The organism is Acinetobacter sp. WC-743, from assembly GCF_000335555.1.
GTDB lineage: Bacteria > Pseudomonadota > Gammaproteobacteria > Pseudomonadales > Moraxellaceae > Acinetobacter > Acinetobacter bereziniae.
This window is the reverse complement of the sequence record NZ_AMFQ01000132.1, coordinates 38035-64649: the sequence shown is the minus strand read 5'-3', so window position 1 is coordinate 64649 and position 26615 is coordinate 38035. Positions and strand designations below refer to the sequence as shown.

24 protein-coding genes are annotated in these 26615 nt (G+C 40.4%); 6 read left to right on the top strand and 18 right to left on the bottom strand.

Going from position 1 to position 26615, the window contains the following annotated elements:
- Positions 1–44 precede the first annotated feature (44 nt).
- The gene (locus ACINWC743_RS20055; RefSeq protein WP_035301494.1) at positions 45–1547 is read left to right on the top strand and encodes a PLP-dependent aminotransferase family protein; all 1503 of its coding nucleotides are present in this window, start codon (positions 45–47) and stop codon (positions 1545–1547) included.
- Positions 1548–1671: 124 nt separating this feature from the next.
- Here the strand turns inward: ACINWC743_RS20055 and ACINWC743_RS20050 are convergent, their stop codons facing one another.
- The 9 genes from ACINWC743_RS20050 to ACINWC743_RS20010 all read right to left on the bottom strand — a co-directional run bounded on the left by ACINWC743_RS20050 (position 1672) and on the right by ACINWC743_RS20010 (position 11445).
- A complete protein-coding gene (locus ACINWC743_RS20050) occupies positions 1672–2058 on the bottom strand; it encodes a carboxymuconolactone decarboxylase family protein (RefSeq protein WP_009586804.1) in 387 nt (128 codons plus the stop codon).
- Positions 2055–3512: an NAD-dependent succinate-semialdehyde dehydrogenase gene (locus tag ACINWC743_RS20045; RefSeq protein WP_009586784.1), complete on the bottom strand. Its 1458-nt coding sequence runs from the start codon at positions 3510–3512 to the stop codon at positions 2055–2057. Before ACINWC743_RS20045 ends, ACINWC743_RS20050 begins: the two co-directional genes overlap by 4 nt.
- Positions 3513–3654: 142 nt before the next feature.
- Positions 3655–4827: a hypothetical protein gene (locus tag ACINWC743_RS20040; RefSeq protein ID WP_009586811.1), complete on the bottom strand. Its 1173-nt coding sequence runs from the start codon at positions 4825–4827 to the stop codon at positions 3655–3657.
- A gap of 32 nt (positions 4828–4859) precedes the next feature.
- Positions 4860–6254, bottom strand: a complete 1395-nt coding sequence (locus tag ACINWC743_RS20035) for a purine-cytosine permease family protein (protein ID WP_009586740.1) — start codon at positions 6252–6254, stop codon at positions 4860–4862.
- A gap of 350 nt (positions 6255–6604) precedes the next feature.
- Positions 6605–8074 carry a (Z)-2-((N-methylformamido)methylene)-5-hydroxybutyrolactone dehydrogenase gene (gene tgnC / locus ACINWC743_RS20030; protein ID WP_009586799.1) on the bottom strand — a complete coding sequence of 490 codons (1470 nt, stop codon included), beginning with the start codon at positions 8072–8074 and terminating at the stop codon, positions 6605–6607.
- An 11-nt stretch (positions 8075–8085) separates the two neighbouring features.
- Positions 8086–9123 (bottom strand): flavin-dependent trigonelline monooxygenase oxygenase component, encoded by a 1038-nt coding sequence (gene tgnB, locus ACINWC743_RS20025; RefSeq protein WP_009586728.1) that lies wholly within the window; start codon positions 9121–9123, stop codon positions 8086–8088.
- Positions 9124–9125: 2 nt separating this feature from the next.
- Positions 9126–10058 carry a flavin-dependent trigonelline monooxygenase reductase component gene (tgnA, locus tag ACINWC743_RS20020; protein WP_009586735.1) on the bottom strand — a complete coding sequence of 311 codons (933 nt, stop codon included), beginning with the start codon at positions 10056–10058 and terminating at the stop codon, positions 9126–9128.
- A 24-nt stretch (positions 10059–10082) separates the two neighbouring features.
- Positions 10083–10874 (bottom strand): alpha/beta fold hydrolase, encoded by a 792-nt coding sequence (locus ACINWC743_RS20015; protein ID WP_009586736.1) that lies wholly within the window; start codon positions 10872–10874, stop codon positions 10083–10085.
- Positions 10843–11445 carry an amino acid synthesis family protein gene (locus ACINWC743_RS20010; RefSeq protein WP_009586814.1) on the bottom strand — a complete coding sequence of 201 codons (603 nt, stop codon included), beginning with the start codon at positions 11443–11445 and terminating at the stop codon, positions 10843–10845. Before ACINWC743_RS20010 ends, ACINWC743_RS20015 begins: the two co-directional genes overlap by 32 nt.
- 148 nt (positions 11446–11593) lie before the next feature.
- On the opposite strand from ACINWC743_RS20010, the gene ACINWC743_RS20005 reads away from it, so the two are divergent.
- Both ACINWC743_RS20005 and ACINWC743_RS20000 read left to right on the top strand, forming a co-directional pair.
- Positions 11594–12256, top strand: a complete 663-nt coding sequence (locus ACINWC743_RS20005) for a GntR family transcriptional regulator (RefSeq protein WP_005033289.1) — start codon at positions 11594–11596, stop codon at positions 12254–12256.
- Positions 12257–12303: 47 nt separating this feature from the next.
- On the top strand, positions 12304–12591 hold the full coding sequence (locus ACINWC743_RS20000; RefSeq protein WP_005033291.1) for a DUF1330 domain-containing protein: 288 nt from the start codon (positions 12304–12306) through the stop codon (positions 12589–12591).
- Between the two features lie 129 nt (positions 12592–12720).
- Here the strand turns inward: ACINWC743_RS20000 and ACINWC743_RS19995 are convergent, their stop codons facing one another.
- The 7 genes from ACINWC743_RS19995 to ACINWC743_RS19965 form a co-directional block, all read right to left on the bottom strand.
- Positions 12721–14949 carry a TonB-dependent receptor gene (locus ACINWC743_RS19995; protein ID WP_009586764.1) on the bottom strand — a complete coding sequence of 743 codons (2229 nt, stop codon included), beginning with the start codon at positions 14947–14949 and terminating at the stop codon, positions 12721–12723.
- A 140-nt stretch (positions 14950–15089) separates the two neighbouring features.
- Positions 15090–16076 carry a siderophore ABC transporter substrate-binding protein gene (locus ACINWC743_RS19990; RefSeq protein WP_005033295.1) on the bottom strand — a complete coding sequence of 329 codons (987 nt, stop codon included), beginning with the start codon at positions 16074–16076 and terminating at the stop codon, positions 15090–15092.
- A 4-nt stretch (positions 16077–16080) separates the two neighbouring features.
- Positions 16081–16851: an ABC transporter ATP-binding protein gene (locus ACINWC743_RS19985; protein ID WP_005033297.1), complete on the bottom strand. Its 771-nt coding sequence runs from the start codon at positions 16849–16851 to the stop codon at positions 16081–16083.
- Positions 16848–17795, bottom strand: coding sequence for an iron chelate uptake ABC transporter family permease subunit (locus ACINWC743_RS19980; protein ID WP_035301493.1), 948 nt, complete (start codon positions 17793–17795; stop codon positions 16848–16850). The genes ACINWC743_RS19985 and ACINWC743_RS19980 overlap by 4 nt, the downstream gene beginning before the upstream one ends.
- Positions 17795–18736, bottom strand: a complete 942-nt coding sequence (locus ACINWC743_RS19975) for an ABC transporter permease (RefSeq protein ID WP_009586715.1) — start codon at positions 18734–18736, stop codon at positions 17795–17797. The genes ACINWC743_RS19980 and ACINWC743_RS19975 overlap by 1 nt, the downstream gene beginning before the upstream one ends.
- Entirely contained in the window at positions 18727–20505 is a 1779-nt protein-coding gene (locus tag ACINWC743_RS19970; RefSeq protein ID WP_009586773.1) for an ABC transporter ATP-binding protein, read from the bottom strand. Before ACINWC743_RS19970 ends, ACINWC743_RS19975 begins: the two co-directional genes overlap by 10 nt.
- Positions 20499–22304, bottom strand: a complete 1806-nt coding sequence (locus ACINWC743_RS19965; protein WP_009586786.1) for an ABC transporter ATP-binding protein — start codon at positions 22302–22304, stop codon at positions 20499–20501. Before ACINWC743_RS19965 ends, ACINWC743_RS19970 begins: the two co-directional genes overlap by 7 nt.
- Before the next feature lie 206 nt (positions 22305–22510).
- On the opposite strand from ACINWC743_RS19965, the gene ACINWC743_RS19960 reads away from it, so the two are divergent.
- A complete protein-coding gene (locus tag ACINWC743_RS19960; protein WP_009586748.1) occupies positions 22511–23119 on the top strand; it encodes a TetR/AcrR family transcriptional regulator in 609 nt (202 codons plus the stop codon).
- Between the two features lie 142 nt (positions 23120–23261).
- On the opposite strand, the gene ACINWC743_RS19955 is transcribed toward ACINWC743_RS19960, so the two are convergent.
- Positions 23262–24107, bottom strand: coding sequence for a siderophore-interacting protein (locus ACINWC743_RS19955; protein WP_009586812.1), 846 nt, complete (start codon positions 24105–24107; stop codon positions 23262–23264).
- A gap of 190 nt (positions 24108–24297) precedes the next feature.
- The gene (soxR, locus tag ACINWC743_RS19950; protein WP_005033313.1) at positions 24298–24765 is read right to left on the bottom strand and encodes a redox-sensitive transcriptional activator SoxR; all 468 of its coding nucleotides are present in this window, start codon (positions 24763–24765) and stop codon (positions 24298–24300) included.
- Between the two features lie 322 nt (positions 24766–25087).
- Here soxR and ACINWC743_RS19945 point away from each other — a divergent pair, with 322 nt between their 5' ends.
- Positions 25088–25516 (top strand): DoxX family protein, encoded by a 429-nt coding sequence (locus ACINWC743_RS19945; RefSeq protein WP_009586815.1) that lies wholly within the window; start codon positions 25088–25090, stop codon positions 25514–25516.
- The gene (locus ACINWC743_RS19940; protein ID WP_009586744.1) at positions 25513–26613 is read left to right on the top strand and encodes an efflux RND transporter periplasmic adaptor subunit; all 1101 of its coding nucleotides are present in this window, start codon (positions 25513–25515) and stop codon (positions 26611–26613) included. The genes ACINWC743_RS19945 and ACINWC743_RS19940 overlap by 4 nt, the downstream gene beginning before the upstream one ends.
- The last annotated feature ends 2 nt before the right edge of the window (positions 26614–26615 follow it).

The window sequence follows — 26615 nt, the reverse complement described above, 5'->3', positions numbered from 1 at the left end:
TATTCAAAAGTACCAGTTTGTATTTATTTAAGTAGTCCAGAATTATGGCGAGAATGGCAAAAGTGGTTGAGCTTCCTTCAATATCGAAGCTCAACAAACAGCAAGGCAAAGTGACTGCACAACTGATACAGATCCTCAGAGAAGCTGTACAACAAGGAGATTTAAAGGCAGGTGATCCTTTGCCCTCGTCACGTGAATTGGCGCTCAGCTTAAGTGTTTCCCGTGGAACGATAATTGAGGCATATGATCAATTACTGGCAGAAGGTGTTTTAGAGGCACATCCACGTAAGGGAACCTTTGTTGCACAGTCTTTAATCAACACGCCACATCAACAACATCAAAAAGACATTGTTACCAATACATTTAAATCAAATCTGACAGCAGCCGCACAAGCCTATGCCGAGATATTAAAAGAATTTAAACCTTTGCCCCATTTACCCTTTGCGATATCTGTTCCTACCGGACGTACTCAACCCAATGATGTCTGGCGCAAATTTGGCAATCGCTATCGCGCTCAAGGAGAAGGCTTACCCTCAGGCTATGATGATCCTCAGGGCGTATGGTCATTGCGAGTTGCAATTGCAGAGTATGTTCGTCGTTCTCGTTCAGTTCATTGCCAACCTGAACAGATTGTGATTACCAATGGCATACAACAAGCTTTATATATTTGCAGTCAAATTTTATTTGAACCAAAGGATCAGGTATGGCTCGAAGATCCTGCTTATCGTGGAACATCAGCCATTTTAGAAAATGCTGTACAAAACATCCAAATTGTTCGTGTTCCTGTTGATGAGGAAGGATTCCAAGTCAAGACAGCCATCAACCTTGCTCCTCATGCACGAGCAGCTTTCGTTACCCCTTCTCATCAATACCCGATGGGTATACCAATGAGTTTATCTCGTCGTCATGCCTTATTGGCATGGGCATCACAACAACAAGCATGGATTATTGAAGATGATTATGACAGCGAACTACGTTATCACGGGCAACCTTTTCCAGCCTTACAAGGTTTAGCACCTGAACGTGTCATCTATTTGGGTACTTTTAGTAAAGTGCTTTTCCCTTCACTTCGACTGGGTTATGCGATTTTACCGCAAGCCTTAGTTGCACCTTTCTGTGGTTTAAGAGTGTTGATCGACCGTCACCCTGCTTCAGCAGATCAACATGTGCTCGCCAAGTTTATTGAGCAGGGATATTTAGAGCGACATATCCGTAAAATTCGCCAAGTTTATGCCGAAAATCGTCAACATTTGATGACGATAATTGCAAGACATATCCCCGAACATCTCGGTTATTTAGAGTCAGGAGATCAAGGCATGCATATGGTGCTTTGGCTCGCAGAACATATCAATGACCTTGCCATTGCCCAAGCAGCCGTAGACATGAAAATTGCAGTGAAAGCCATTTCTCCAACTTTTTCAGCACCACGAAAACGTTCAGGTTTAATTCTTGGCTTAGGTGATTTTAATCTCAAGCAAATGGAAAGCGCGGTCATAATTTTAGCTGATCTCATTCAACATGCTGATGTTAAATCAGCATCCATCTAGTCAATCATTTAAAAACATGTATCGCAAAATCGAGTTTCTGTTGATCAATATGAATCTGCGCATATCGATCTATACAGACCAGTTTAGATCTAAACCCAACTGCACAGAGTCAATTCTTTACAGTTTAGTGCTGTTCTTCTTGATATTCCTGAATAGCTTCTTTGGCTATACGAAAACTGTCTACCGCAGCAGGTACACCACAGTAAATTGCAACCTGTAACAGCACCTCACGAATTTTGTCTTTTGGTACACCATTTCGTAATGCGCCTTTAACATGTAATTTTAGCTCATGTGGACGATTTAATGCAGAAATCATGGCAAGATTAATCAGACTACGCTCATGTTTGCTCAGTTCTTCACGTCCCCACACTGCACCCCAACAATACTCAGTGACCAACTCCTGTAAGGGTAAATTAAAGTCATCCGCATTGTTGATCGATTGATTGACATAATCTTCACCCAGTACTTGTTTACGAATCACAAGACCTTTTTCAAATTTTTCATTACTCATCTGTTTAATCCTCCAAATAAGGTGTATTTAATTTCAAGGTAATCTTCAATGCCATACTTTGAACCTTCACGCCCTAAACCTGATTGTTTGATTCCACCAAATGGTGCAACCTCATTAGAAATCAATCCTTTATTGATACCTACCATGCCATATTCCAATTGTTCACTCATCCGCCAAGCTCGTCCAAGGTCTTTGGTATAACAGTAGGCTGCTAAACCAAACTCAGTTGCATTGGCCATCTCTAGCGCCTGTTGCTCGGTTTCAAACTTAAATACAGCGGCAAGCGGACCAAAAGTTTCCTGAGTTGCCACATCCATGTCTGCGGTCACATCTGCAATAATGGTTGGCTGATAAAACAACTCTCCTGCACTGTGACGTTGCCCCCCTGTCACCAAACGAGCAGCTTTGGATAAGGCATCTTGTACATGGGCTTCAACTTTCTTCACAGCATTCAGATTAATCAGTGGACCAATTTCACTACCAACATCCAAACCATTGCCAATTTTAAAAGCACTGACTTTTTCACTTAATGCGTTGATGAATTTATCGTAGATGCCTGCTTGAACCAAAAAGCGATTTACACAAACACAGGTCTGCCCTGCATTTCGATATTTTGCAATCAATGCGCCTTCAATGGCGGCATCCAAATCTGCGTCATCAAAAACAATGAATGGTGCATTACCACCCAATTCCAAAGAGACTTTTTTTAAGGTTTGTGCAGAACGTCGATAAAGCATTTTTCCCACAGGTGTAGATCCTGTAAAGCTAAACTTTCGCACCACATCACTTTCAAAAATAGCATCCCCAATCGTGACTGCATCCCCTGTAATCACACTGAAAATTTCGGCAGGAATCCCAGCTTGAATAGCTAAATCAACCAATGCCAAAGCTGTAAACGGTGTCTCAGGTGCAGGTTTAACAATACAAGGGCAACCTGCCGCCAATGCAGGCGCTACTTTTCGTGTAATCATCGCGGCTGGGAAATTCCACGGCGTAATCGCTGCAACGACTCCGATCGCTTGTTTTTGTACCACAATACGTGCATCTGGATATGGGCTTGGCACGATATCCCCATATACACGCTTTGCTTCTTCAGCAAACCACTCCACAAAACTGGCAGCATACAAAATCTCTCCTCTCGCCTCTGCCAATGGTTTGCCCTGTTCACTGGTGAGAATAAAAGCAAGCTCATCTGCCTGCTCAACCATCAATTCAAACCAACGTTTTAAAATGATTGAACGATCTTTTGCTGTTTTATTTTTCCAAGCTGACCAAGCATTTGCAGCAGCTTGAATTGCTCGTTCTGCTTCGGTTTTCCCCATATTGGGTACTGTCCCAATAAGCGCTTGAGTTGCAGGATTATAAATATCTGTTCTTTGAAGGTTGTCAGCATCACACCATTGCCCAGCGATGAAGGCTTGTTGGTGAAAGAGAGACATGTCTTTGAGTTGCATATGGATCATCCTGTTTAGATGCAAACATCCATATGTGCTTATAACGCTATGGTTTGTATAAGCACATACTTAGTCTTGTATTATGGCATACCAAGAAAATGATGAAAAAAATTTTCGATTGCCCGAATGTTATGATTCAACGTTAAAAATAATAGAATAAAGTCAAATTCAATAACTTATTCCACTTATTATCATCCCCCAATGCCAATGATGCTGCATTGCCACCGATAAAAGGATCATTTTTACTCATGATATATTCAGCAAACAAAGAAAGCTTTTTATGATCAATGGAGACACCTAAGATATTCCGAATGGAATCCTTTGCTTCAGCCTGATCTTTGTTATATCGGCTATGCATGAGATAAGGGGTAATATTGCCAATTTTTCCGACATCTTTAAATGCATACCCCAGATCAGCCGTGTAATAACTGGCTTTGTTGGCGACGGCATATTCAGTGTCATAAGATCCCATAAGCGAAGTATCAGGTTGAATTAAATCTTTATTGTTGACATCATTTTTGCCTCCAGTCAAAGTCAACCCAAGCAGCCCATAATTTACTTTGGTAAATACTGACCAAGCATTACGTCGTCCAGTCTGGTTGGTTTTCTTATTGTCTATTTGCGAGATCCAGTAAGACGCACCAAGCTGCGTATCTAAACCATCGATACCCAAAGGAATATCTTGACTCACCCGCCCCACCCACATGTTTTTCTCTTGTAAGTTAGTTTGTGTCACATCATCGGAACGTACATAATTGGCTGTGTAACGACCTGAATCTGGCGTATAGGTCCCTGAATAATGACCACCATCAATCGCAAAATAACCAAAATCAAATTTGGTCGCTGACGATAATTCAGCATGATAGTTCACACCAACATTATGCACATCTTCCAAACCCGCAGTAGTATTGATACTACCATACAAGCTATTACCCCAGAAACGTCCGGGTCCAAATGGAATGGCTTGCATACCCACCACAAGTTGATCTGTTTTATTCAAACGATAACCTGCATAAGCATCAATCATGCTGGAAAAATCACAAAACCGCTCATATTGATAACAACGATATTCTGCGTGTCCAAACAGATTTCCACGTTCATAATCCAATTTAAGTTGCGCTGCATCGAAACGGATTTTCTGATCATCAGCATTCTCACCATAATCTTTGACTTGGTAATTGCCCCGTACATAACCAGATACAGTGAGCTGACCTGTTTCACTATTGGATTCACCAAAACTGATTCCAGCATAACTTGGTGAAATATATGCAACTAAAATTGAAGCGATAACCCATTGTAAATTATTATTTTTCATCGTGAAGATTCCTTTCACATCACATTTTAATGTTAAACTTTGATATCCAAAGCCGAGTCTGCGTATTTAATCTTGCTGAAATTAAACAGGTAATACACGATAAAACTCACCACCAATCCAATCACCCAAGAAACATCAACATCAGGGATCACATTGGCAAATGGTCCTGTAAAAAAGGCATTGGTCAAGAAAGGAATCTGAATCATAATCCCGATAAAATAGGCGATCAGCGCTTTGGCATTAAACTTGCCGTAAATACCACCATCTTGGGCAAAAATAGACTGAATATCATAAGATTTCTTGTTGACCACATAGAAATCCAAAAGATTGATCGACACCCAAGGTACTAAGATAAACAACAAGGCAAAAATCACATTCAGGAAGAAACTAATAAAGTTGCTCGAAGCCCATAATGCAGTGAAAGTTGCCAAAATCAGTACCACAACTGACAGCACAATTCGAATATTCTTACTCGGTATCCATTGTCCTGCAAAGGTTTGAATCGAAGTAATGCATGACAACACTGCACCATATAGATTCATGGCATTGTGACCGATAATATTACAAAGAAATAAAATCATCAGAACGTAGCCAAATATACCTGTACCTGATTTAACTGCTTCCATCGCATCTGTTGTGGAACCGATACTGACCGCTACAGTTCCAAAAGCCATAGCAAAAATTGTACCGAGAGATGCACCCAAATAGGTGTAAATAAAGGGTTTATAAATGCCAATACTTTTAGGTAAATATCTTGAATAATCTGAGGTATATGGAGAAAAACTAATTTGCCAAACCGCACATAAACCAAACATGGCAAACCAGCCTTTCAGGTTGAAAGTTCCTTTTGCCAAAACCTCAGCATTGATATGCGGCAGCATAATGATTAGACCAATCAACAGCGAACCACCCATAAACCAAGTTCCAATCTTATTGAACTTATGAATCAGGTGATAACCGACGATCCCAATGGTCGTTGCGGCAATTGCTCCGATCACGGTTGCTGTAGGTACAGGAATTACGGGAACAACCGTGTGCAAAGTTTTACCCGATAAAATAATATTGGAAATAAAGAATCCAAGGTAAATCAGGGTAGTAAATAACACCACCAACAAAGCCCCATAGCGCCCAAACTGCGCACGGCTTTGAATCATTTGTGGAATACCCACTTGCGGTCCTTGTGCCGAGGTTAGTGCTAAAATCGCTGCACCAAAGAAATGTCCTGCACAAATTGCCACCAAAGCACTGATTAAGCTTAGCTTAAAAGTGAGCATCGACATTGCACCTGTAATCACAGCCAAAGGCGCAATATTGGTACAAAACCATAAAGTAAAAAGATCCCGAACTTTTCCATTGCGTTCTGATGGATCTACATAATCAATCGAATGGCTTTCTATCGCAAAAGCATTTTTTTCATTTTGACTCATATCCTTAATCTCTCTTTGAGGAATTCATTTTCCTCAATCTGAATTTATTTGTGAGCGTAAATGTAGATTTCACAACCTACTTTGTCAGCATCCTATTCAAATGACCTGACCACGATATTGACGATATGGCTGACTAATACGCTGTCGTTTGCGTGAATTCAGCCTAAAAAAGATAAAAGACACCCCATGTGAGACTTTTTTCAAAGCTCAACAGTATTTATCCTTTTCAATTACAGTAAAAATTTATAGAACTTTAGTGTTCTGCATATATTTTCATCCTTGAAGTTAAATTCCTTAAATTAAAATATGATCTTCTGATTCATGACCATCATCTATTTCATGACTATTATTTATCTCATGATAAAGGGATCATCAATCGGTTGATCAGAGGTACGTAACCAAACCGTTTTGGTGGTGGTGTAATCAAATACCGCCTCAAAACCACCTTCTCGACCATGTCCAGATAAACCATGACCACCAAAAGGTGCAAGTGGTGACACTGCACGATAAGTATTGAGCCAAACAATTCCTGATTGAATCGCTTTTGTCATGCGGTGTGCGCGACTTAAATTTGTAGTAAACACGCCTGCGGCAAGACCATAAGCGGTATTGTTTGCCGTGTGTATTGCCTCAAGCTCTGTTTTAAAACTGACCACAGACAGCACTGGACCAAACAACTCATTCATTACACAATCGGCCTGAGTCGCATCACTACAATCCAGAATAGTGGGTGGATAGTAATAGCCTGCACGGTCAATGCTCTCCCCACCTGTCAATAGCTTTGCCCCCTGCTGAATTGAACTTGCGACAATCTGTTCAATTTTTTGCCGTTGGCGTAAAGTACACAATGGACCAAACTCAGTTGCCATATCCTCAGGCAGACCAATTTTGATGCTTTGCACACGTTGTACCAAGCGTTGTACAAATTCATCTTTGATACTTTCTTCAACCAATAAACGAGAACCTGCCACACAACTTTGTCCAGTTGCGGCAAAGATCGCTGCGACTTGAGCATTTACAGCACTTTGTAAATCAGCATCTGCGAACACAATAAATGGAGATTTCCCCCCTAACTCAAGAGAGACTTTGGCAAGATTTTCAGCAGAATTTCTGACAATATGCTGCGCTGTTTCAGGTCCGCCTGTGAATGCCACATGTGCAACCTCAGGATGACGGGTTAAAACAGCACCACATTCAGCCGCAAAACCTGTAACCACATTTACTACACCCGCAGGGAAACCAGCTTCATGTACTAAGCGTGCAAAAGCCAGTAAAGGTGCTGGACCTTCTTCCGAGGCTTTTAAAACCACACTACAGCCTGCTGCCAAAGCAGGACCAACTTTAACTGCGGATAAAAATAACTGACTGTTCCAAGGTACGATTGCTGCAACAACACCTACAGGCTCTCGGATGGTCCAAGCTTGCATATCAGGCTTATCAATCGGTAAATATCGACCTTCAAGTTTGTCAGCAACACCAGCATAATAGCGGTAATACTCGGCCACATATGCAATCTGGCTCGACGTTTCACGGATAATTTTACCGGTATCTTGTGTCTCAAACAGCGCCAACTCTGGTGCTGATCGTTCAATTAAATCCGCAAGTTTATACAGCAACTTACCCCGCTGAGATGCGGTTAAATCAGCCCAAGCTGAATCTTTTAATGCTTGTGAAGCAGCTGCAACCGCACGATTCACTTCATCTGTACGTGCTTCAGGCATTTTTGCCCAAACTTGTCCTGTTGCAGGATTGATACTGTCAAATTGTGCAGCACCATCCTCAAACTGACCATTGATATATAACTGAAATGGAGAAGTCATGGTCTTCTCTCCTATGCAAAAGCTGGCATCACTTCGTTGATCATACGTTCCAATGAGGCTTTTTTACGTTCAAAGCTCATTCCTGTATCGATCCAGAATGAGTATTCGTTATAGCCCATTGCCTCATAAGCTTTTAAACGATCAATCACTTCTTGCGCTTGACCAATCACATTATTTTTACGCATAGCTTCAGGACTATAGAAAGGATGTTGCGCCATTTCTTCCTTGGTCATCGGCGCGATCAGCCCTTGGCTAATTTCACGCTCATTTTTAAACCATGCACCAAAATAATTATAGAATGTATTGATTTCATCTGCGGCGAGTTGAGCATCTTGCTCACTGTCAGCGACATAGGTATGACGAAGTAACATAATTTCAGGACGTGGAATGTCTGCAAATTTCTCACATGCTGCATTAAAGTTGCCCATCAATTTCTCAACTTCTTCATCACCCAAATGTAATGGTGTCACTTGCACATTACAGCCATGCTGAACTGCAAATTCATGACTATTTGGATCACGTGCTGCAACCCAAATCGGCGGATGTGGCTCTTGTAAAGGTTGAGGAGCTGAGGTAGTTTTCGGAAATTGCCAAAACTCACCTTGATGCTCGTAATCGCCTTTCCACAAGTTTTTAATGGCAGGAATCATTTCACGCAAACGTTGCCCTGCACTCCATGCATCCATACCCGGTACCATGCGCTCATATTCGAAAGAATAAGCTCCACGGGCAATACCGATATCCAAACGACCATTGCTGATAATATCTGTCATTGCTGCTTCACCAGCCAATTTGATTGGATGCCAAAACGGCGCAACGACTGTACCTGTACCTAAGCGCACATGTTGAGTTTTGTTGGCCAAATCAGCCAAATTGATAAATGGATTAGGCGCAATGGTAAAATTCATCGCATGATGTTCACCTGTCCAAATCGCATGCATTCCGCCTCGATCTGCAATCTGACAAAGTTCAACCATTTCATCATAAAGCTGTTTTTGTGTTTGCTGATCAGAAACACGTTCCATGTGTACAAATAATGAAAAACGCATAGTTAAACTTCCTCTTTAACAATTTGACGAACTGTACCTGTTGTTTGATTACCGTAATACACCCCATAAGTTTTGAGATAATTTTCTTTACGATAACGCATCAACATACTTTCCAAGGCACTATCAACAAAAGTAAGCTGCTCAAGATCATTCAAGTCTATAAACTGCCCCTTATGTGCTTGAAGTACTGGGGTATTACATAAGAAGGCAATATACTGTTGCTGTGTGGTGATATCGTCATATACAGAATATATAAAGCTTGGCGATGCCTCAGGTTGATAGACACTGAAGATTTTTTCGAGGGCTTTTTCAGCACCGTCTTTGTTGACGAGCAAATGCGGCAAAGTCCATTTGCCATCAGCAGTTTGTTCAAGCAAAATCTGGTTTTCATGACCGATTAACGCCATCATCATGACTTTCATACTTGAAATCACATCTGTCGATGATTTAGCGGGTGTGAAATAAGCACCACGATAATAACCAAGACCTGCAAAGCCTGCTGAAGCAAAGTTTTCTACTTGACCAATCAAAATCGCATGGTCACCTGCATCTACAATTTGATAAGTGGTGCAATCAAACCATGCACTCACGTGGTCAATAATTGGATTTTGATACTGACTCGTCTTCCAAGACAGATTTGCAAAACGATCATCACTTGGTCGTGCAAAAGTATTGGAAATATCTTTCTGCTCTTCGGCCAAAATGTTAATCGCAAAATGCTGAGCCTTGGCAAAATGATGATAATTGCTCGATGTCTTGGCAATGCTGACCAGTAGTAATGCTGGGTCCAAAGACACCGAAGCAAAAGAGTTTGCAGTAAAACCGAGCGCAGTTCCATCATCTGTACAGGTTGTGACTACGGTAACGCCGGTCATAAATGATCCAAAAGCATCACGTAGTTCACGTATTTTATTTATCGTATCCATTTCACTCATTGCTATATCCCTTCATCAAGCAATTTAGACGCTGGTTTCCAACCATGCTTGCATTGCATTATTCACTTTGTCTGGTGCAGTTAAATTCACCATATGTCTTTCATTTTCAATCACAATTGCTTTTGCATTTTGTGCTTGCTGAGCCATTTGTACTGCCATTTCAGCGGTTGAGTTGGGATCACCTGTTCCTGTTAAAATCAAAGCAGGACATGTGATTTTTGACCAATCATCTGCGTAGGTTGAATCTCCTTGGGCAAATGCTGAATAAGCTGTAGCATAGCCAGCCATGTTCACATTTTGCAGCCATGTTTTTACCTTTAATGCTGCTTGGCGTTCGACTTCGCTGTCACCAAACCAACGTTGCAATGGTGTCTCAATGTCGATCTTTCCTGTTTTCAGTGCTTCAGCACGCTGAAGTACGGCATCTTTGGCTTTTTCTGTGCGTTTATAAACACCATTTAAAACAGCCATTCGTTTAACTAAATCAGGACGTGTTGCACTCACGCCTGTGGTAATCAAAGAACCCATTGAGTGCCCTGCTAAATTCACAGCACCCACATTCAGTTGACATATAAACTCAATGGTCCAGTCCACAAATGCCTGTAAAGGCGCATCATTGGTCAATTGGGTACTCTGTCCATGACCTGGCATATCCACCGAAATCACACGATAGTGTTTCGAAAAAAATTCTATTTGTGGATACCATGCTTCAGCTTGCATACCCACACCGTGAATAAGCACCAATGGCTCGCCTTCACCCTGCTCAAAATAATGAGCAATCCGATTATTTGACAGCTGCAGGGTTTTTGAGATCATGACCTAACTCTTCCAAATCTTGATAACGATCACCAATACGATGATGTGGACGACCACCTGTTGCGGCACCAATCACCACAACCAATTCATCTGCTGCAGGTGCATCAGGAATAGCAAATTGTAAAGTCAGATAATGAGAACGACGACCTTCATCATTTTTATCCATCATCGGGATCAAGATCGGCGCATTGGCAGGACCACGGGTATTGTTAAATGCTAAGTAAGATTTTGCACCGACCGCACTACGGTAAGTATTACCAAAATGCAAGGTGTGAATCAGTGCAGAAGCATGCTCAAGCTCACCGTTTAAACCCACAACCGCACTCTTACCAAATGCTTGTACAGCTTCACCTGAACCGACCTCATCCAAAATCAGACGAGTTAAATGCTCACTTAAAATTGGTGCAATACGGCGAATTTCTGGTGCCAAGTTTTCAACATAGCCCTGTCCTGCCCATGGATTTTGGATTACAGCTGCTGCTGCAACCATTTTTAAAGGTATTGCTGCTTCTTTACCACCATCGACATAGGTCGTTTCAACATGCAGTACAGTTTTACGGATTAGATTCATTGTTCTTCCTTGTGAATTCAACTTGCCATTCGTATTATGGTATACCATAATACATAATGAAAAAAAAGCAAGAGTTTGCTATGCTAATTTTGACAAAGAAACATGTAACAAAATTGTGCATGATTAAAATTGGGAAAGTTCAATCACCATGAATCTTAAAATTGAAAATCCACCTGTGACTTTACGTGAGTTGTGTTTGAACAAACTTCGTAATGCCATTATTACGGGATACTTCCCCTCTGGAAAAAGATTAGTTGAAAGAACCTTGTGCGAAGAACTTGGTGTAAGCCGTTCAGTGGTTCGAGAAGTCATTCGTTATTTGGAAGCAGAAGGTTTGGTTGAAATCCTGCCGAACAAAGGACCTATTGTGTCCTTGTTGGATTGGGAACTTGCATCACAAATTTATGAAATTCGTCTGTTATTGGAACAAAGTGCAGTTGCTGATTGCACCAAGAACCTCACCGATGAAACGACAACTCTACTCAAACGTTTACTCAATGAACTCGAGCAAGCATTCGCTACTGATGATATTGATCTGATTATTTCAACCTCAGCCAAACTTTACGAAACCATTTTTACCACAGCCAAACATTTTATCGCTTGGGAAGTTGTGCAACGTTTAAATGGACGTATCAGCCGTCTGCGTGTCATGACCATGAAATCCACCAAACGACAAATTTCTGGTTATCAACGCATTAAAAATATGTGTGAAGCAATCTATTTACATCAGGATGCTGAAAAAGCCAAACAAGCAGTTGCAGAACATATTGCAGAAGCAGCATCAGTGGCAAAAAATATTTTGAATGCCTGAAAGCATAGACCGTGAAATGATTTAAACCTCAACAAAGGAATGAAAAGATGTCTGCATATTGGATTGCCCACGTCACCGTACATGATTTAGAACAGTACCAACAATATATGGCTTTAGCTCCATTGGCTTTTGAAAAATACGGAGCAAAATTTCTTGCACGTGGTGGGAAGTCATTGGTGATGGAAGGTTCTGAATATGCACGACATGTCATTATTGAATTTGTAGATTTGGCCACAGCTCAGGCTTGTTATCATTCCGAAGAATACCGTAAAGCCAGATTGGCACGTGAAAATTGTGCTGATGTCATGATCAGTATTGTTGAAAGCTTAGACTAAGTGATTGGAATATTTTAAGGCAGTGCTTGATCGATGCCATTGTGCAATAGATTGAAAAGAGCAGCTAAACTCTTTTCAATCTGCTCGCTGACTGGTTCTCACTGTTTGGAAAAACTTAGACAAGGCATATTAAAAGTCCAAAGAAACTGACAACATATATGTCCGCGGAGCGCCCAGTGCTAAACTGGATAACTGCGGCATTCCCCAATAAGCTTTATTGGTGACATTATTCACACTGGCACGTATGGTCATTGGAAACTGTATTAGCGCTGATTTATACCTTGCGCCCAAGTCAAATAATGTTCGACCTGAAGCAGATAATGTATTTTCCTGATTGATATATTGCTTAGAAACCGCAGTTGCATTTGCTGTCAAAGTCAAGCCATCTAAGATCGACGTATCCCACTCTAAGCCCAGCTTAGCTTGTTGTTTTGCAACACCTGTTGCGGTATTGCCCTGATTTTTTCCGCCTGCTGTTTTGGTTAATTCAGGATCAATATAAGCAATCCCCCCCAGTAGACGAACATGCTCAACAGGTGTCGTTAAAAAGCTCCATTCAACACCTCGGTTACGCTGTTCGCCATCCGCAGTGAAAATATTGGTCACTGGGTCTGTATAGCTACTTGGTTTTTCAATTTCAAACACGCTTAAAGTGTTACTGAATTGACCGATATCAACTTTTAATCCCACCTCTTTTTGCTTGGTTTTAAAGGGTGCAAATACCTCCCCAGCATTTACAGCAGTATATGGAGCGGTTGTTCCTTGGCTTAATCCTTCAATATAGTTTGCATAGAGTGACAGATAATTCGTGGCTTTAAATAAAATTGCTGCGCCTGGTGTAGTCGCACTTTTGTCATAGCGAGAAATTCGGTTGCCTGTGACAATATTAAACGATTCGCTCACCACCTCCTGTTGTCGTACACCCACGGTCAGTTGCACCTTGTCTTGGGCAAAAGATAAAGTATCGGCAATACCATAACTACTGAGGCGCGAAGAAGTTTTTGAGATATGTGGTGTATTAAATGGTACTGGTTTTCCCCATACTGGATCATATAAATTTGTGATCCATTCAGCACCAGCAACATTTCTGACTCCATAATCATTTTGATCATGTTCATAATAGGTCGCATTGGCAACCCATTGGTGGGCAACTACACCTGTATTCAAATGTCCTTTGAAGCCAATATCTGCCGATTTTTTTTCAAGATCAAATGCCAATTGACCCATTTTAGTTTCTAAAGTTCCTTGTTGATCAAGCACTGTGGCGGACATTGCACCATTATATTTATAATCAGTTTTGCTCTGTCCATAACTTGCATAAGCCATCAACTGGTCATTGATATCATATTCACCACGTATCATTGCTCCCTTATCTTTGGTTTCAACAAATGACCAGTCTGGATTGAGTAAAGTATCTGGCTTAGGCAGTTTTGGAATATCCACCCCGGGCGCAAGGTTAATTCCTCGATTCACACCGTCTACACGATCCTCTGCACGATATAAATCTGCAGAGAAACGGGCATTTTCTCCACGCCAGTCGAGTCCTAAAGAAAATTGTTGGGTCTGCTTATCTTGATCTTTGATTGCTCCATTTCCATCACGATAGACACTATTGAAACGCACACCAAATGCTTTATTTTCTCCAAAACGTCTCCCCAAATCCAGATGTCCCCCCCATTGGGAGTCTGACATATACGTTGCCGTGAAACGGTTTAATGCTTCATCATCCGCCCTTTTGGTCACCAAGTTAACCACACCTCCTACCGAACCTGCTGGTGGCATTCCATTTAACAAAGCCGAAGGTCCTTTCAAAACTTCAACTCTTTCAAACATCTCTGGAGAGGTGCGATAAAAAGGTGTAATTCCAAACATTCCATTCATCGACATATCACTGGTACTCGATGAAAATCCACGAATGTAGTAATTTTCACTCCACCCACCACTCGCCCCATTGGTAAAAACAGAAGGATCAGTTTTTGCAATCACCTCAGTGATATCTTTAGCTTGTTGGTTTTCAATATATTGATCTGTATAGCCAATACTATTAAATGGCGTTTCCATGAAGTCTTTATCACCCAGAAAACCTAGGTTATTTTGCGATGAAATCTGTCCTGCAAAAGTTGAAGATTTATCTTGTAACGCTTGTACATTGATGGTCGGTAATTGTGGTGATGCGGATTGAGACAAGTTTAACTTTTGGGTGTCTTCTGCATGGACTAAAGAAATCGGGAAGCTTAATGTAAGCCCCCAACCCAACATCATTTGTGCAGAAATCAAGTTTTTAAGCTTAAATTTAGACTGTAAACATCTGAATAATTGCGTTTGACCAGTCGATACAACGCTATTGAAAAATTTCATATCTGTATATCCATTGATTTTTTAGACACAGCTTTCCTGAGCACACTTTTTTCAATAAAAGTATGCGATCTGAATATCTGAACGGTATGTTTTTGGCTAGATGTTTATCTGGCTATAAATTTATCGTAGAAAGACTTAATTCATAGTCGATACCCCTTGAGAACATCATTCATTAAAATTTGCATAGAACTCGGACTTGCTGCCGTGGTGTACCACGCATCTGCATCAACAAAAACAACTTTGCCTGTTTTCCATGCTTTGGTCTGACGCAACAATGGATTGCTAACATTTTGTGCATCAATTGTTGGGCGATGTTCCATAACCGCAGTACGGTCTACGATATACAAAATATCGGGATTCGCCTGTTGAATGAATTCACTCGAAATAGGTTGTCCATGCAAACTGGTATCTACCATCGTACTGGCAGGTTTTACACCCAAGTCATTAAAAATAAAGCCATAACGTGACTGAATACCAAAATTACTAAATGCACCATTGTTATGTAGAACCACCAATGCTTTTTCTGGACGAGTAGCAGTTATCTGTTGAACTTGTCTAATTTTTTTATCTAATTCAGCCACTTTTTGTTGAGCCAAAACTGTTCGATCAAAAATTTTTCCCAAACTCATCAAATGGGTTTTGATCATGTCTATATGATGATGCTGACTGTTATTAAAGTTGATGTCATAGTGTAAAGTCGGTGCAATTTTAGATAACGCTTGATACTGATTTGCTTGTAATGGCGTCATCAAAATAAGATCAGGCTTTAATGCATAGATCTTTTCCATATTCGGCTGAACAATAGCACCTAGATCTTGAACATTTTTATCTTGTTTATACTTGCTTAAAAAGTGTGGTACGTAGTCCTTTGGCATTCCCGCTATAGGAACATCCAATTGGTCGAGAAAATCTGCCTCATTCATATCCAATACAGCAACACGTTGCGGTCGATAATCCAGTTGTGTTTTACCAAGTTCATGTTTAAACACAATAGGCGTATCAAGTTGAATAGTCTGTTGTGCTTGGTCTTTGGGTTTGATTTGATCGTTGGATTCTTGGCAAGCCGTGAAATTCAACATGACCAAAATGGCAACCACAAGACGTTGAGATTTGTTGTTCCAATTCATAGATTCAAGCTCCTGATGAGTTGAAGTAGTTACACATATAGCCATGCTCACTATAGCTAATGTCAAAATTTAGCTCGTACAGGTCACTTAACTGTGCCGCAGTAATCACCCTTTGAGTTGGTCCACTCAAATAAACCGTATTGTTTTTCAAGGCGACAATATGGTCTGAATAATTTGCAGCGAAGTTGATATCGTGAATCACTAAAATCACGGTTCGCCCCTGTTCATCACACAATCGACGTAAGGCCTGCATAATATGAACAGCATGTTTCATATCGAGATTGTTGAGAGGTTCATCCAATAACAGCACTTCAGTTTGCTGAGCAATGGTCATTGCCAAAAATGCCATTTGACGCTGACCACCACTGAGTTCATCGAGATAACTGTCACTCAAAGCATCTAAATCTAGAAATTGGATTGCTTCATCAATCACATGATGATCATATGAAGTCAATGAACCACGACTATAAGGAAAGCGCCCAAAAGCTATCAGCTCTTTCACGGTCATCCGCAAATTCATCCCTGGTGTCTGTCTGAGGGTTGCCACATTCTTGGCATATTCCGCGAGGTGTATCTCCCGAATATTTTGAGTATTGAATAAAATCTCCCCCTGATCTGGCTGAGACAAATTTGCCATCATCATCAATAGTGTCGATTTACCTGCACCATTGGGACCAATCAAGGAAGTTAACTTTTTTTCAGGAAAATCAATGGTCACTTCAGAGAGTATATTTTTGATACCATAGGATTTATAGATATTACGAACACTGATCATGTCACACCTCGAGTACGGACCACCAATATGAGAAAATAGATACCGCACACCAAATTGATCAAAATACTGACTGTCGTTTTATAATTAAATACATGTTCAACAAGGATTTGAGCGATTAGAAAAATTGCGACTGCAACCAGACACCCTATCGCTAGAGTAAATTTATGCTGATAACTTTTTGCAATGGCATAAGCGATATTGGCAATAAACACGCCCATAAATGCTGTAGGACCAATTAAACTGGTTGAAACTGCCACCAAAACGGCAATCAAAGCCAAATAAAATTTGACATAGTGATGATGATCAACGCCTAGTGATATTGCTTGTTCACGCCCTAAACTTAATACGTCCAAAATTGGTAAAGTATTCAGCACTCGCCATAAAACAAAGACAATCATAATCACGGCAAAGATCAGGGTTTCTGACTGAACACGGTTAAATGATGCATAACTTAATCCTTGAAAAACTGAAAATTCACCCGGACTAATTTTTAATTGAATAAATTGAGTGACAGTGCCAAGCACCATGGTAAAGACCAAACCAAATAGCAAAAGCTGAAAAATATCTTTGTGTATGCGCGATAATAAAAATAGATGAAGTGCCCATGAATAGAACAACATCAGAAAAATACCCATAAAAAACTGAGCAGTTATGCCAAGCCATAACACCCCTTGAGTACCAAAAATAAATAACAATAGGGCTTGCCAGAGTAAATAAACCGCTTCATAGCCCATGATGGCGGGTGTTAAGACACGATTGCCCACAAGAGTCTGAAAAATGATAGAGGTACATGCCACACAAATTCCGCCCAATACAATCGCAGCAAGTCTAAATAGGCGCTGAGGAATGACATAATCCATATCAAGGTGGGAACCGAAGAATATAAAAACAATTGCAAGAGCAACGGTTGCACATAGCATTGTGCCGAGCTTGTTTATATTCATTAGCGCAGCCCTCGCAGTATCAAGAGCAAGAAGATCACTCCTCCTGCTCCACCTGCGGTGAGACCGATAGGAACTTCAAATGGATAAAGAATAGAACGCCCAACAATATCGCAGAGTAGAAGTAATGAAGCACCAGCCAAAGCAACGATGGGTAAAGTTTTTGCTAAATTCTCACCATACTTCAAAGCCACCAGATTGGGGATCACCAACCCTACAAATGGAATTGCTCCAACTGTAATCACTGTTGCTGAAACTGTAACTGCTACAAGCAATAAGCCGATTGCAGTCATCGTGGCATAATTTAGCCCCAAGCTTGATGCCATGTCTTGACCCATACCCAGTACAGTGAAACGATGTGCAAAAATATAGGTCAGTAGGATGATGGGTAAAATAAAATAAATAATTTCATAGTGCCCTTGGATTACACGAGAAAAATCTCCCATCAGCCAAGTTTGCATACTCTGCATGATATTATTTTGATAGGCATAAAATTCCGCCAGGGCAGTCAATATACCGCCATACATTAATCCAATCACAGGGACTAATACGGTGTTCTTAAAGCGAATTTGGCGAATAATCACAATGTAAAGCAAACTGGCAATCAGACAGAAAAGCATTGCAAATAGCATTTTACTCAATGTACTTGCTGCTGGAATGAGCGTGAGTGACACCAATATCCCAAGTTTTGCTGCATCTAAACCACCCGTGGTTCCAGGTTCGACGAAACGGTTACGGACAATATGTTGTAAAATCACACCACATACAGATAAGCCAATACCAGTCAAAATAATGGCAATCAAACGAGGAATACGGCTTGCAGTCAGGGTCAACCATGCTTCACTCGACATGGATAACAAGCCATTAAAATCAAGTTGTTGTGCACCAAGCAAAAGTGAACTAATACAAAGCACACAGAAAATAAAAAATAAAGCTAGAGGCATTTTGAAGTTGCCTCAGCCTGTATTTTTTTGCTAATTTTCCATCCCTTAACGTTCTGACTCTGTTTTAAATATTTGGCATAATAACCACCACTTAAGCACAGTTGTGAAGGTGTTCCTTGTTCAATTATCTGTCCATTATCTAATACGACAATATGATCGGCTGTTGCAATGGTTGAAAGCTGATGGGCAATCACCAATATGGTTTTTTTCCCACGTAAATCGTTTAACACCTCAGCAATAATTGCTTGATTTTCTGCATCCAAGGCAGCAGTTGCTTCGTCCACCAATAAAATTGGCGCATCTTTAATCAGCGCCCTAGCAATCGCAATGCGTTGTCGCTCTCCGCCTGAAAGTCGAGCGCCCCCCTCACCTGTCTTGGTCTCAAGACCTTCTGGTAAACGAGCAATCATTTCTGAAATTCCCACTTTTTCAGCAACTTTTAGAATATCTACATCTGTTGCATTGGGCTGACCAATTCGAATGTTTTCTGCAATCGTGCCAGCAAATAAATAATTATCTTGAAAAATTTGACTGATCTGTTGGCTAAGCTGTTGATCAGGCAGTTGTTTAACATCAACCCCACCAATCAAAACTTGACCTTGATTGGCATCAAAAAAACGGGCGATCAATTTGACCAACGTGGTTTTTCCTGAACCCGATGCCCCGATCAATGCCGTCATCGTTCCTGAAGGAATGAATAAGCTCAGGTCTTGTAATATTTTTTGCCCATCTTGTGTATATTGAAAATCGACATCTTTAAACTCAATTGAAGCATCTACAAGCTGTTGTGTTTTTTTGCCTTCTGTGAATACTTGGATATTTAAAATATCTCGCATTTCCTGTAACTGACTGTCTGCACTGCGCAACACTTCGCTATAACTTGCGACTTCTAATAATGCATCAATAAAGCGGCTGATAAATAACAACGATATGGCGATACTTAGCATATCCTGACTGAGAAAATGCCCTGTCATTTGCTGATTCACGAGCATAAACATAGCCAAAGTTAGCAGGACAAAAACAGCTTGAATTGCCCATGTATTCATTACTGAGGATAACGATGACAGTAAAATCAGTTTAAAACTGGCTTGACGTTGTTGATCAATTGCTTGATCAAGAAATCGCTGGCTATTTCCTTCAGCATTAAAAGCACGAAAAACAGATTGTGCCTGTGCAAACTCCACAACACGCTGACTGGTTTCAGCAAAACGTTGCTGATAAGTTTCATCTGCATATTTGGCAATTCTTGAACTGAACCAGAACACGACGACAATTAAAGGAATTGCCAACAACGCAATTAATCCTAAAATGCCATAGATAAACAGTAAACCGACAATAATCACCAATGGTGTAATCACCCCAGAAATTAAAGGGGTAAAAACATGTGCTGGAAGCTGTGCAACAGACATCATGCCTTGTGTCACTAGATGATTAAATTTTGCTGTATTTTGAGGATTAAACCAACCGACAGGTAGGCTCGCAACATGCTGACCTAGACTTAAACGAGCATGTTCTAAAAGTGCAATTCCAACCTTGATTCCCATTTCTTCAACAACACGGCGTAAGCACCAACACAACACAATTCCAGCAAACAATAGACTCAACCAAAGTCCAATTTGTTGAATATTACCAAGGATTAACTGTGACAAAATCAATCCCAGTAGCAAAATGCTCAAACCACAAATTAGACCATATACCAGAGCAACCCCAAGATAACGATGAAAAATAGAAACATCGTCACCCAACAGTTGAGAAAATGTTTTCAGCATAGGGTTTCTCCAGTTGATTGTTGGGTATGTTTGTCCAGATGTGACCACAATTGGGCATATAAGCCTTGATGGTTTAAAAGTTGCGTGTGCGTCCCCTGCTCAATGATTTTCCCTTGATCGAGCACCAAGATACGGTCTGCATGCATAATGGTCTCCAAGCGATGTGCGATCACTAAAAGAGCTCGATGTTGAACAAAATTGGACAGTGCATTTTGGATGGCCATTTCATTTTCGATATCCGCTGCTGCTGTCGCTTCATCGAGAATAAGAATGGGTGGATCGAGTAGAATTGCTCTAGCTATACTGATCCGTTGGCGTTCACCACCAGAAAGTTGAATCTCATCACCGATCATGGTTTGGTATTGTTTGGGTAAACGCATAATACGATCATGAATATTGGCTGCTTTTGCTGCTTGTTCAACCTCCTGCTGGGTTGCATTAGATCGTCCTAAAGCAATATTGTCATAGAGACTGGCATGAATCAGTTGTGTGTCTTGCAACACAAACCCTATTTGCTGATACAACATATTTGGCTGAATATTGCGTAAATCAACACCGCCCAATGTAATATGACCTTGGCTTGGGTCAAAAAAACGTAAGATCAATTGCGCTATGGTTGATTTTCCTGCTCCTGATGGACCCACGATGGCTGTAAAGGTTCCAGGTTGCAGCGAAAAATCCAGTTGAGATAACACCTCATGCGTTTGATCATAGGCATAGCTCACCTGATGAAAACAGACTGTCTGATCTTCGAGTACAAGTGATTGTGTTGTTGGAGACACCTTTAATATCGGTTTTTCTAACAATGCCAATATTCGTTGTGCTGCAGCATCGCTAGCTTGCAAATCATGCAATAGGGTATGCAATAATAAAGTGGGGGCACAGATTGCCGGAGCAATCAAGACAAAAGCCAATAAATCGATGGGATTTAACCACCCTAGATATATGAAAATTGCGCCACTCAGCATGACCACACCCAATATCGTGATCGGTGAAATCATGGCATGTGCATGCGCCATAGATTTAACCAACGGGCGAGTAAACACTTTAAATGCGTGTGCAAAAGTACGAACAGCCTGCTGATAACCCACCGAAGCTTGTCCACTTTGGGCGAAAGTTTTTACGATCGGAATTGCACGGGTAAATTCAACAGCAGCACTATTAATCTGCCCCATTTGAACAGCAAAATCTTGGATATTCTGCTCACTTGCATGCATGGCTTTGCGCAAAAAAAACACAAAACCTACGAATGGGAGCAGTGACAGAACTGCCATTCGCCAATCGATATAAAATAGAAAGATAACAGCAATAATAATAATACCTAGCGCTCGTCCAACAGCTGGATAAAAATGCGCAGTCAAACTATGAAGCTGCCCCATATCATCTTGAATAATTTGTTTTACTTCCCCAGAACTTCGTTGTGTAAACCATCCTAAAGGCAGTTGAGTAAGATGCTGAGTAATATCTTTTTGTAATATCCCAGTGATTTTATGGTCTGCTAAATGTGCAATGAATTCACTGAGGGTGATCAATAACATCCCCAACAATAAACTTCCCAAACAGCCTAACAATATCCATAAGGCATCAGATAAATCTACGTTAGACATCTCTATGGCACTGTGACCAAGAAACAAAACTTTGACGAAATAGGCAATGCCGATGAGTGGCACTAAAGTCAGCATTGAACCCAGAGTAGCAATCAACGAAGCTAAAAATAAATAGAGCCGTATGGGTTTCAGAACAAAGCTGAGTGGGTTAATAGGACTAGGCTGAATTTCATTTACATCACTTGCACACATAACATAAAAAACCTGTTTTGATTATTCCCGTTCCGCCAAGTTCTGATGTTGTTGAGAAAATGACAGTAAATCTATTTATAAATACAAATGAGAATTAATATCAATAGATTTAGTTGCATTGTAGTAAACTAATTAAATAAAGTAAACGGATTTGACCCACTTCTCGTCACATGGCAACATGAAAAAATCAATTGTATGGAATAATTATGCCTCCTTTAGCCAAATCATCATCTCGCGGACGACCACGTACAATCACCCATGAGCGCATCATGAATGCTGGTATAGAGATAGGTTTATTGAATATTACTTTTGTAGGTGTTGCCGCTGCGTTGGGTATTAGCCATATGGCTTTATATAAACATATTGCCAGTCTGGAAGAGCTTAAATATCTAATTGCAGAAGAAATTTTTCTGAGATGGCAGATTCCCCTACCAAAATCTCCTGATCAAATAGAATTAAAAGAATATCTCATTATTTTTATGCATTCACTGCGTGAATTGGTCAAATCAAATCCAGGTTTTACCCCTTATTTAATTCGTAGGATGGCATCAACACCATCCATGGTGACTAAAATTCAGCACCATCATCAGGCTGTTGCTGAAACCTATCAACTTACTCAAGAACAGGCACGATGGTTAAATTCAACGATTGCTTTTCATTGCATTGCTGTCGCTGACACCATTTACTCTGTGGCAGGCAAAGACCCGATTAAGGCTGATCATCGGGAAATAGAAGAAGCGGAAATGGAAGCAGAATTCATCCAAAGTATGCAAGCGTTAATTATCGGCGCATTACACATGCTGAATATAAAATAACGCTATCTATAATTTCTCCATATATATTTCATATCACACGAATTGTTAATTTTTCTTAGCACCAAAACTGTGAAGAAATCACGATAGATTGAAAGTAGCAGCAATAGCATGTCTACATCAACCTATCATGATTTCATTTACATCATATCTTTACATCAAGATCGTCAAACTCAGTTAAACCCTGCCCTTGTTGAACCAGCTTTGAATAATGTTCCAATCGAGCTTCATCGATAACGCTACTGCTCACACCTGCTTTCCAATAACCAAATACACGTACATCTTCTTTTGCCATTTTGAGTTGTTTTAGACAGAACTCTCGGATTTGGCGAGCTTGCTGACGTTCACAGGCTGCCCAAATTGTCATCTCATCAATACATTCAAGTTGTTGCACCTGTTCAAATAAGCCTTGATTTTGAACATTCTGCTTAAGCCCAGTTTGATTAATGAGATGATAATTGACGCCCTTAATATCAGGTAATTCACTTAAAAGTTCAGCTTCGTGAGTGTCCAAAAATATCTCAGCTTGAACATGTTCTGGCCATTGATGCAACATTGCATATACAGCAGGAATACCCGTGTCATCAGCAAAAATATAACATTTTTTGCTTGTTTCAAAATTTGGGTTGGTATGTACACGAGGTCCAGTCAATGCCACCTTTGCACCTATTTTTAGTGTATTTAGCCATCGCATTGCCGGACTTGGAGATGAATGACGCACTAAATCAATTTCAATTTCTTGGCTGAGCTTGTCAAAAGAGCGTATGGTATAAATACGTGAAATTGGTCGCGAATTTACACTTTGCTCTACATCAATCCGTACCGCTAAATTGGCAGTATTCCACAATTCAATTTGATCCGTTTCAATTTTCCCACGTAGTCGTATGATTGAATCAAAAGGTTGAGTAAGTGAGGTAATCGTCATTTCGTGATGTTGCATCCCACTCATATGATCTTCTTTTTCTAGTAATTCAACGTTTTGAGTTTTCATAATCTATTACCTTTGGCGCTATTTTATCAATTCGTTATCTAAATTAGCTGTGTTGAAGTACCAGCTTTTTTAACCGATGTCTAAAACAATACCATAATAAATAATGATTATCATTTACAAAATCATGGAAAAGTCAAATTTCCCCCTTTAATAATACGTGAAAAATCTTTCTTTAAATTCAAATAGAATATTATGGTTCAACACGCTCTAAAATACGTGGACCAGAACCCTCTTGCCCCAGTACATCTTCTGGATTTCGCAGAGGACATTGTTTTAACGACAAACAACCACAACCAATACACCAATCCATCTCATCTCTTAAGCGTGTCAGTTTTTGAATTCGTTCATCTAAATCTTTACGCCAACGTGACGACAGTTCAGACCATTGCTCCGCACTTAATTTGCTGCCAATTGGATAAACACTCAATGCCGTTTTTATCTCCTCCAAAGAAATTCCCACTTTCTGTGCAACTTTAATAATTCCGATATAACGTAAAACAATTGCTGGAAAACGACGTTGATTACCATTGGTTCGAATGCTTTTGATTAAACCCTTAGATTCATAAAAATGTAAGGTTGACACAGCTACACCACTGCGTTTGGCAACTTCACCCACCGTCATCATTCGATCAAAATCAATTTTTATGTCTTTTTCCATTGCAATATTCCTCAACATTACTTGAGGTTTTATAGGTTAAGCCGCTTGATTTGTCAATTGATCTACTCACAATCATCCTCAAGCTTTCAAGAATTATTTTGGTGTTTAAGACCACAGCTTTAGTCTACAAATTTAGCTCAAAATATCGAGATCGAACTATTCTTAAGCAACCTAGAGCAACTCAATTTTATACTGAAAAAACCGTTGACCTCAATATAACTTGAGGTTTTAGACTGCTTGACACGGTGGTAAACAACACCAACAAGCTATTCTTTTTTAAGAATTTTAATCATTCAATCTAATTTCTTCTGGAAATATTCTTATGCCTTATTTGGTTAAATTAAGTTTAGAAAGCCAGTGGCTGTGGGTCATTGTCAAATGTAGCCTCGCCTTTTTATTTTTAAGTTCGGGGCTGAGTAAAGTGTTAAATGTTGAAGCTGGATATATGGAAATGCAAGCAGCAGGTTTAACACCTGTATGGTTTTTCAATTATGCTTCCGCACTGATTTTACTGGTTGGTGCTTACTGCATTTTATTTGAACGGCACATGTGGCTAGGTTCGTTGTTGCTTTCTATCTTTTTGCTCCTGACCATCTTTATCGTACATACTTTTTGGACAATGTCAGGGCTACAAGCCACAATTGCGCTTTACTTTGCGATTGAACATATTGCTGTGATCGGTGGGCTTTGGAGTATTACCATTGCCAGCCATTTTCGCCAGCAACTCCGTAGTCATGGAGTCATTGCATGAAAAGTAAAACACTGATTTTCACAATGAGCATGATTGTACTGTTAATCGGCTGCGGCAGTTATTTTTATATCAGCTCTAGTAAAGCAACTGAATCACCCTCCTCCCAATATCCACTTGTTAAAGTTGCCCTAAGTACAGTCACTGAACAAACGGTGCCACAAACACTTTCCAGTATTGGTGAATTGGAAGCAATTCGACAAGTTCAAGTCTCTTCTGAAAGTAGAGGAATGATTGAGAAAATTTATTTCCAATCAGGACAGTATGTACAGCAAGGACAGTTATTGGTACAACTCAAAAATAATGTTGAACAAAGCGAATTAGGTCGTTTACAAGCCAAACTGAAACAGGCAGAAATGACCTATAAACGTAGCCAACTACTCATCGATAGCCATGCGATTTCACGTGCGGAATTGGATAGTGCCTTGGCTGATCGAGATATGACACGTGCTGAAATACAACAACTTCAAGCCACAATTACACAAAAATCCATTCGAGCACCATTTTCAGGTGTGATGGGCATCCGCCAAGTACATCAAGGTCAATTTTTAGAAGCTGGAACAGGCATTGCCAATCTGGTCGATTCACAACAAATGCTGGCAAATTTCACGTTGGATGAACAACTGGCATCAAAACTCAAATTGGGACAATCTGTACAGCTACAAATTGATGCATATCCTGAAAAAACCTACACCGCGATTGTCAATGCCATCGAACCCATCGTGAGTAAGTCTCGAACCATTTCAGGACAAGCGATTGTGAATAATCAAGATCGCCAACTCAGACCCGGAATGTACGCTAAATTAAGCATTCAAGAAGCTCAACGCTCAAGTTTGGTTATCCCTGAAACCGCAATCACCTATACCGCTTATGGCAATACTGTTTTTGTTGCCAAACATAACGCTCAAAAAATTACCGTACAACGCGTTACTGTCGAGGTGGGTGAACGTCAACAAGGGCGTGTTGAAATCAAATCTGGGTTAAAAGCAGGTGATCAAGTTGTGGTTTCTGGGCAGCTAAAATTAAGTGATGGTATGCAAATTGAGCCTACGCTGAATACGCTCGAACACCTCACATCTTCAGTAAAACCTGAAGTTTAAGA

Bases quoted from the DNA above. Each gene is read 5' to 3' on its own strand.
- ACINWC743_RS20055 (WP_035301494.1), top strand. From the start codon at position 45: ATGGCGAGAATGGCAAAAGTGGTTGAGCTTCCTTCAATATCGAAGCTC.
- soxR (WP_005033313.1), bottom strand. From the start codon at position 24,765: ATGGAAAAAGACATAAAAATTGATTTTGATCGAATGATGACGGTGGGT.
- ACINWC743_RS19940 (WP_009586744.1), top strand. From the start codon at position 25,513: ATGAAAAGTAAAACACTGATTTTCACAATGAGCATGATTGTACTGTTA.
- ACINWC743_RS19955 (WP_009586812.1), bottom strand. From the start codon at position 24,107: ATGAAAACTCAAAACGTTGAATTACTAGAAAAAGAAGATCATATGAGT.
- ACINWC743_RS19995 (WP_009586764.1), bottom strand. From the start codon at position 14,949: ATGAAATTTTTCAATAGCGTTGTATCGACTGGTCAAACGCAATTATTC.
- ACINWC743_RS20005 (WP_005033289.1), top strand. From the start codon at position 11,594: ATGAATCTTAAAATTGAAAATCCACCTGTGACTTTACGTGAGTTGTGT.
- ACINWC743_RS20045 (WP_009586784.1), bottom strand. From the start codon at position 3,512: ATGCAACTCAAAGACATGTCTCTCTTTCACCAACAAGCCTTCATCGCT.
- ACINWC743_RS20050 (WP_009586804.1), bottom strand. From the start codon at position 2,058: ATGAGTAATGAAAAATTTGAAAAAGGTCTTGTGATTCGTAAACAAGTA.
- ACINWC743_RS20040 (WP_009586811.1), bottom strand. From the start codon at position 4,827: ATGAAAAATAATAATTTACAATGGGTTATCGCTTCAATTTTAGTTGCA.
- ACINWC743_RS19985 (WP_005033297.1), bottom strand. From the start codon at position 16,851: ATGATCAGTGTTCGTAATATCTATAAATCCTATGGTATCAAAAATATA.
- tgnA (WP_009586735.1), bottom strand. From the start codon at position 10,058: ATGAGTGAAATGGATACGATAAATAAAATACGTGAACTACGTGATGCT.
- ACINWC743_RS20035 (WP_009586740.1), bottom strand. From the start codon at position 6,254: ATGAGTCAAAATGAAAAAAATGCTTTTGCGATAGAAAGCCATTCGATT.
- ACINWC743_RS20010 (WP_009586814.1), bottom strand. From the start codon at position 11,445: ATGAATCTAATCCGTAAAACTGTACTGCATGTTGAAACGACCTATGTC.
- ACINWC743_RS19970 (WP_009586773.1), bottom strand. From the start codon at position 20,505: ATGCTGAAAACATTTTCTCAACTGTTGGGTGACGATGTTTCTATTTTT.
- ACINWC743_RS19965 (WP_009586786.1), bottom strand. From the start codon at position 22,304: ATGTGTGCAAGTGATGTAAATGAAATTCAGCCTAGTCCTATTAACCCA.
- ACINWC743_RS19990 (WP_005033295.1), bottom strand. From the start codon at position 16,076: ATGAATTGGAACAACAAATCTCAACGTCTTGTGGTTGCCATTTTGGTC.
- ACINWC743_RS19980 (WP_035301493.1), bottom strand. From the start codon at position 17,795: ATGAATATAAACAAGCTCGGCACAATGCTATGTGCAACCGTTGCTCTT.
- ACINWC743_RS20015 (WP_009586736.1), bottom strand. From the start codon at position 10,874: ATGATCTCAAAAACCCTGCAGCTGTCAAATAATCGGATTGCTCATTAT.
- tgnC (WP_009586799.1), bottom strand. From the start codon at position 8,074: ATGACTTCTCCATTTCAGTTATATATCAATGGTCAGTTTGAGGATGGT.
- ACINWC743_RS20000 (WP_005033291.1), top strand. From the start codon at position 12,304: ATGTCTGCATATTGGATTGCCCACGTCACCGTACATGATTTAGAACAG.
- ACINWC743_RS19975 (WP_009586715.1), bottom strand. From the start codon at position 18,736: ATGCCTCTAGCTTTATTTTTTATTTTCTGTGTGCTTTGTATTAGTTCA.
- ACINWC743_RS19945 (WP_009586815.1), top strand. From the start codon at position 25,088: ATGCCTTATTTGGTTAAATTAAGTTTAGAAAGCCAGTGGCTGTGGGTC.
- tgnB (WP_009586728.1), bottom strand. From the start codon at position 9,123: ATGCGTTTTTCATTATTTGTACACATGGAACGTGTTTCTGATCAGCAA.
- ACINWC743_RS19960 (WP_009586748.1), top strand. From the start codon at position 22,511: ATGCCTCCTTTAGCCAAATCATCATCTCGCGGACGACCACGTACAATC.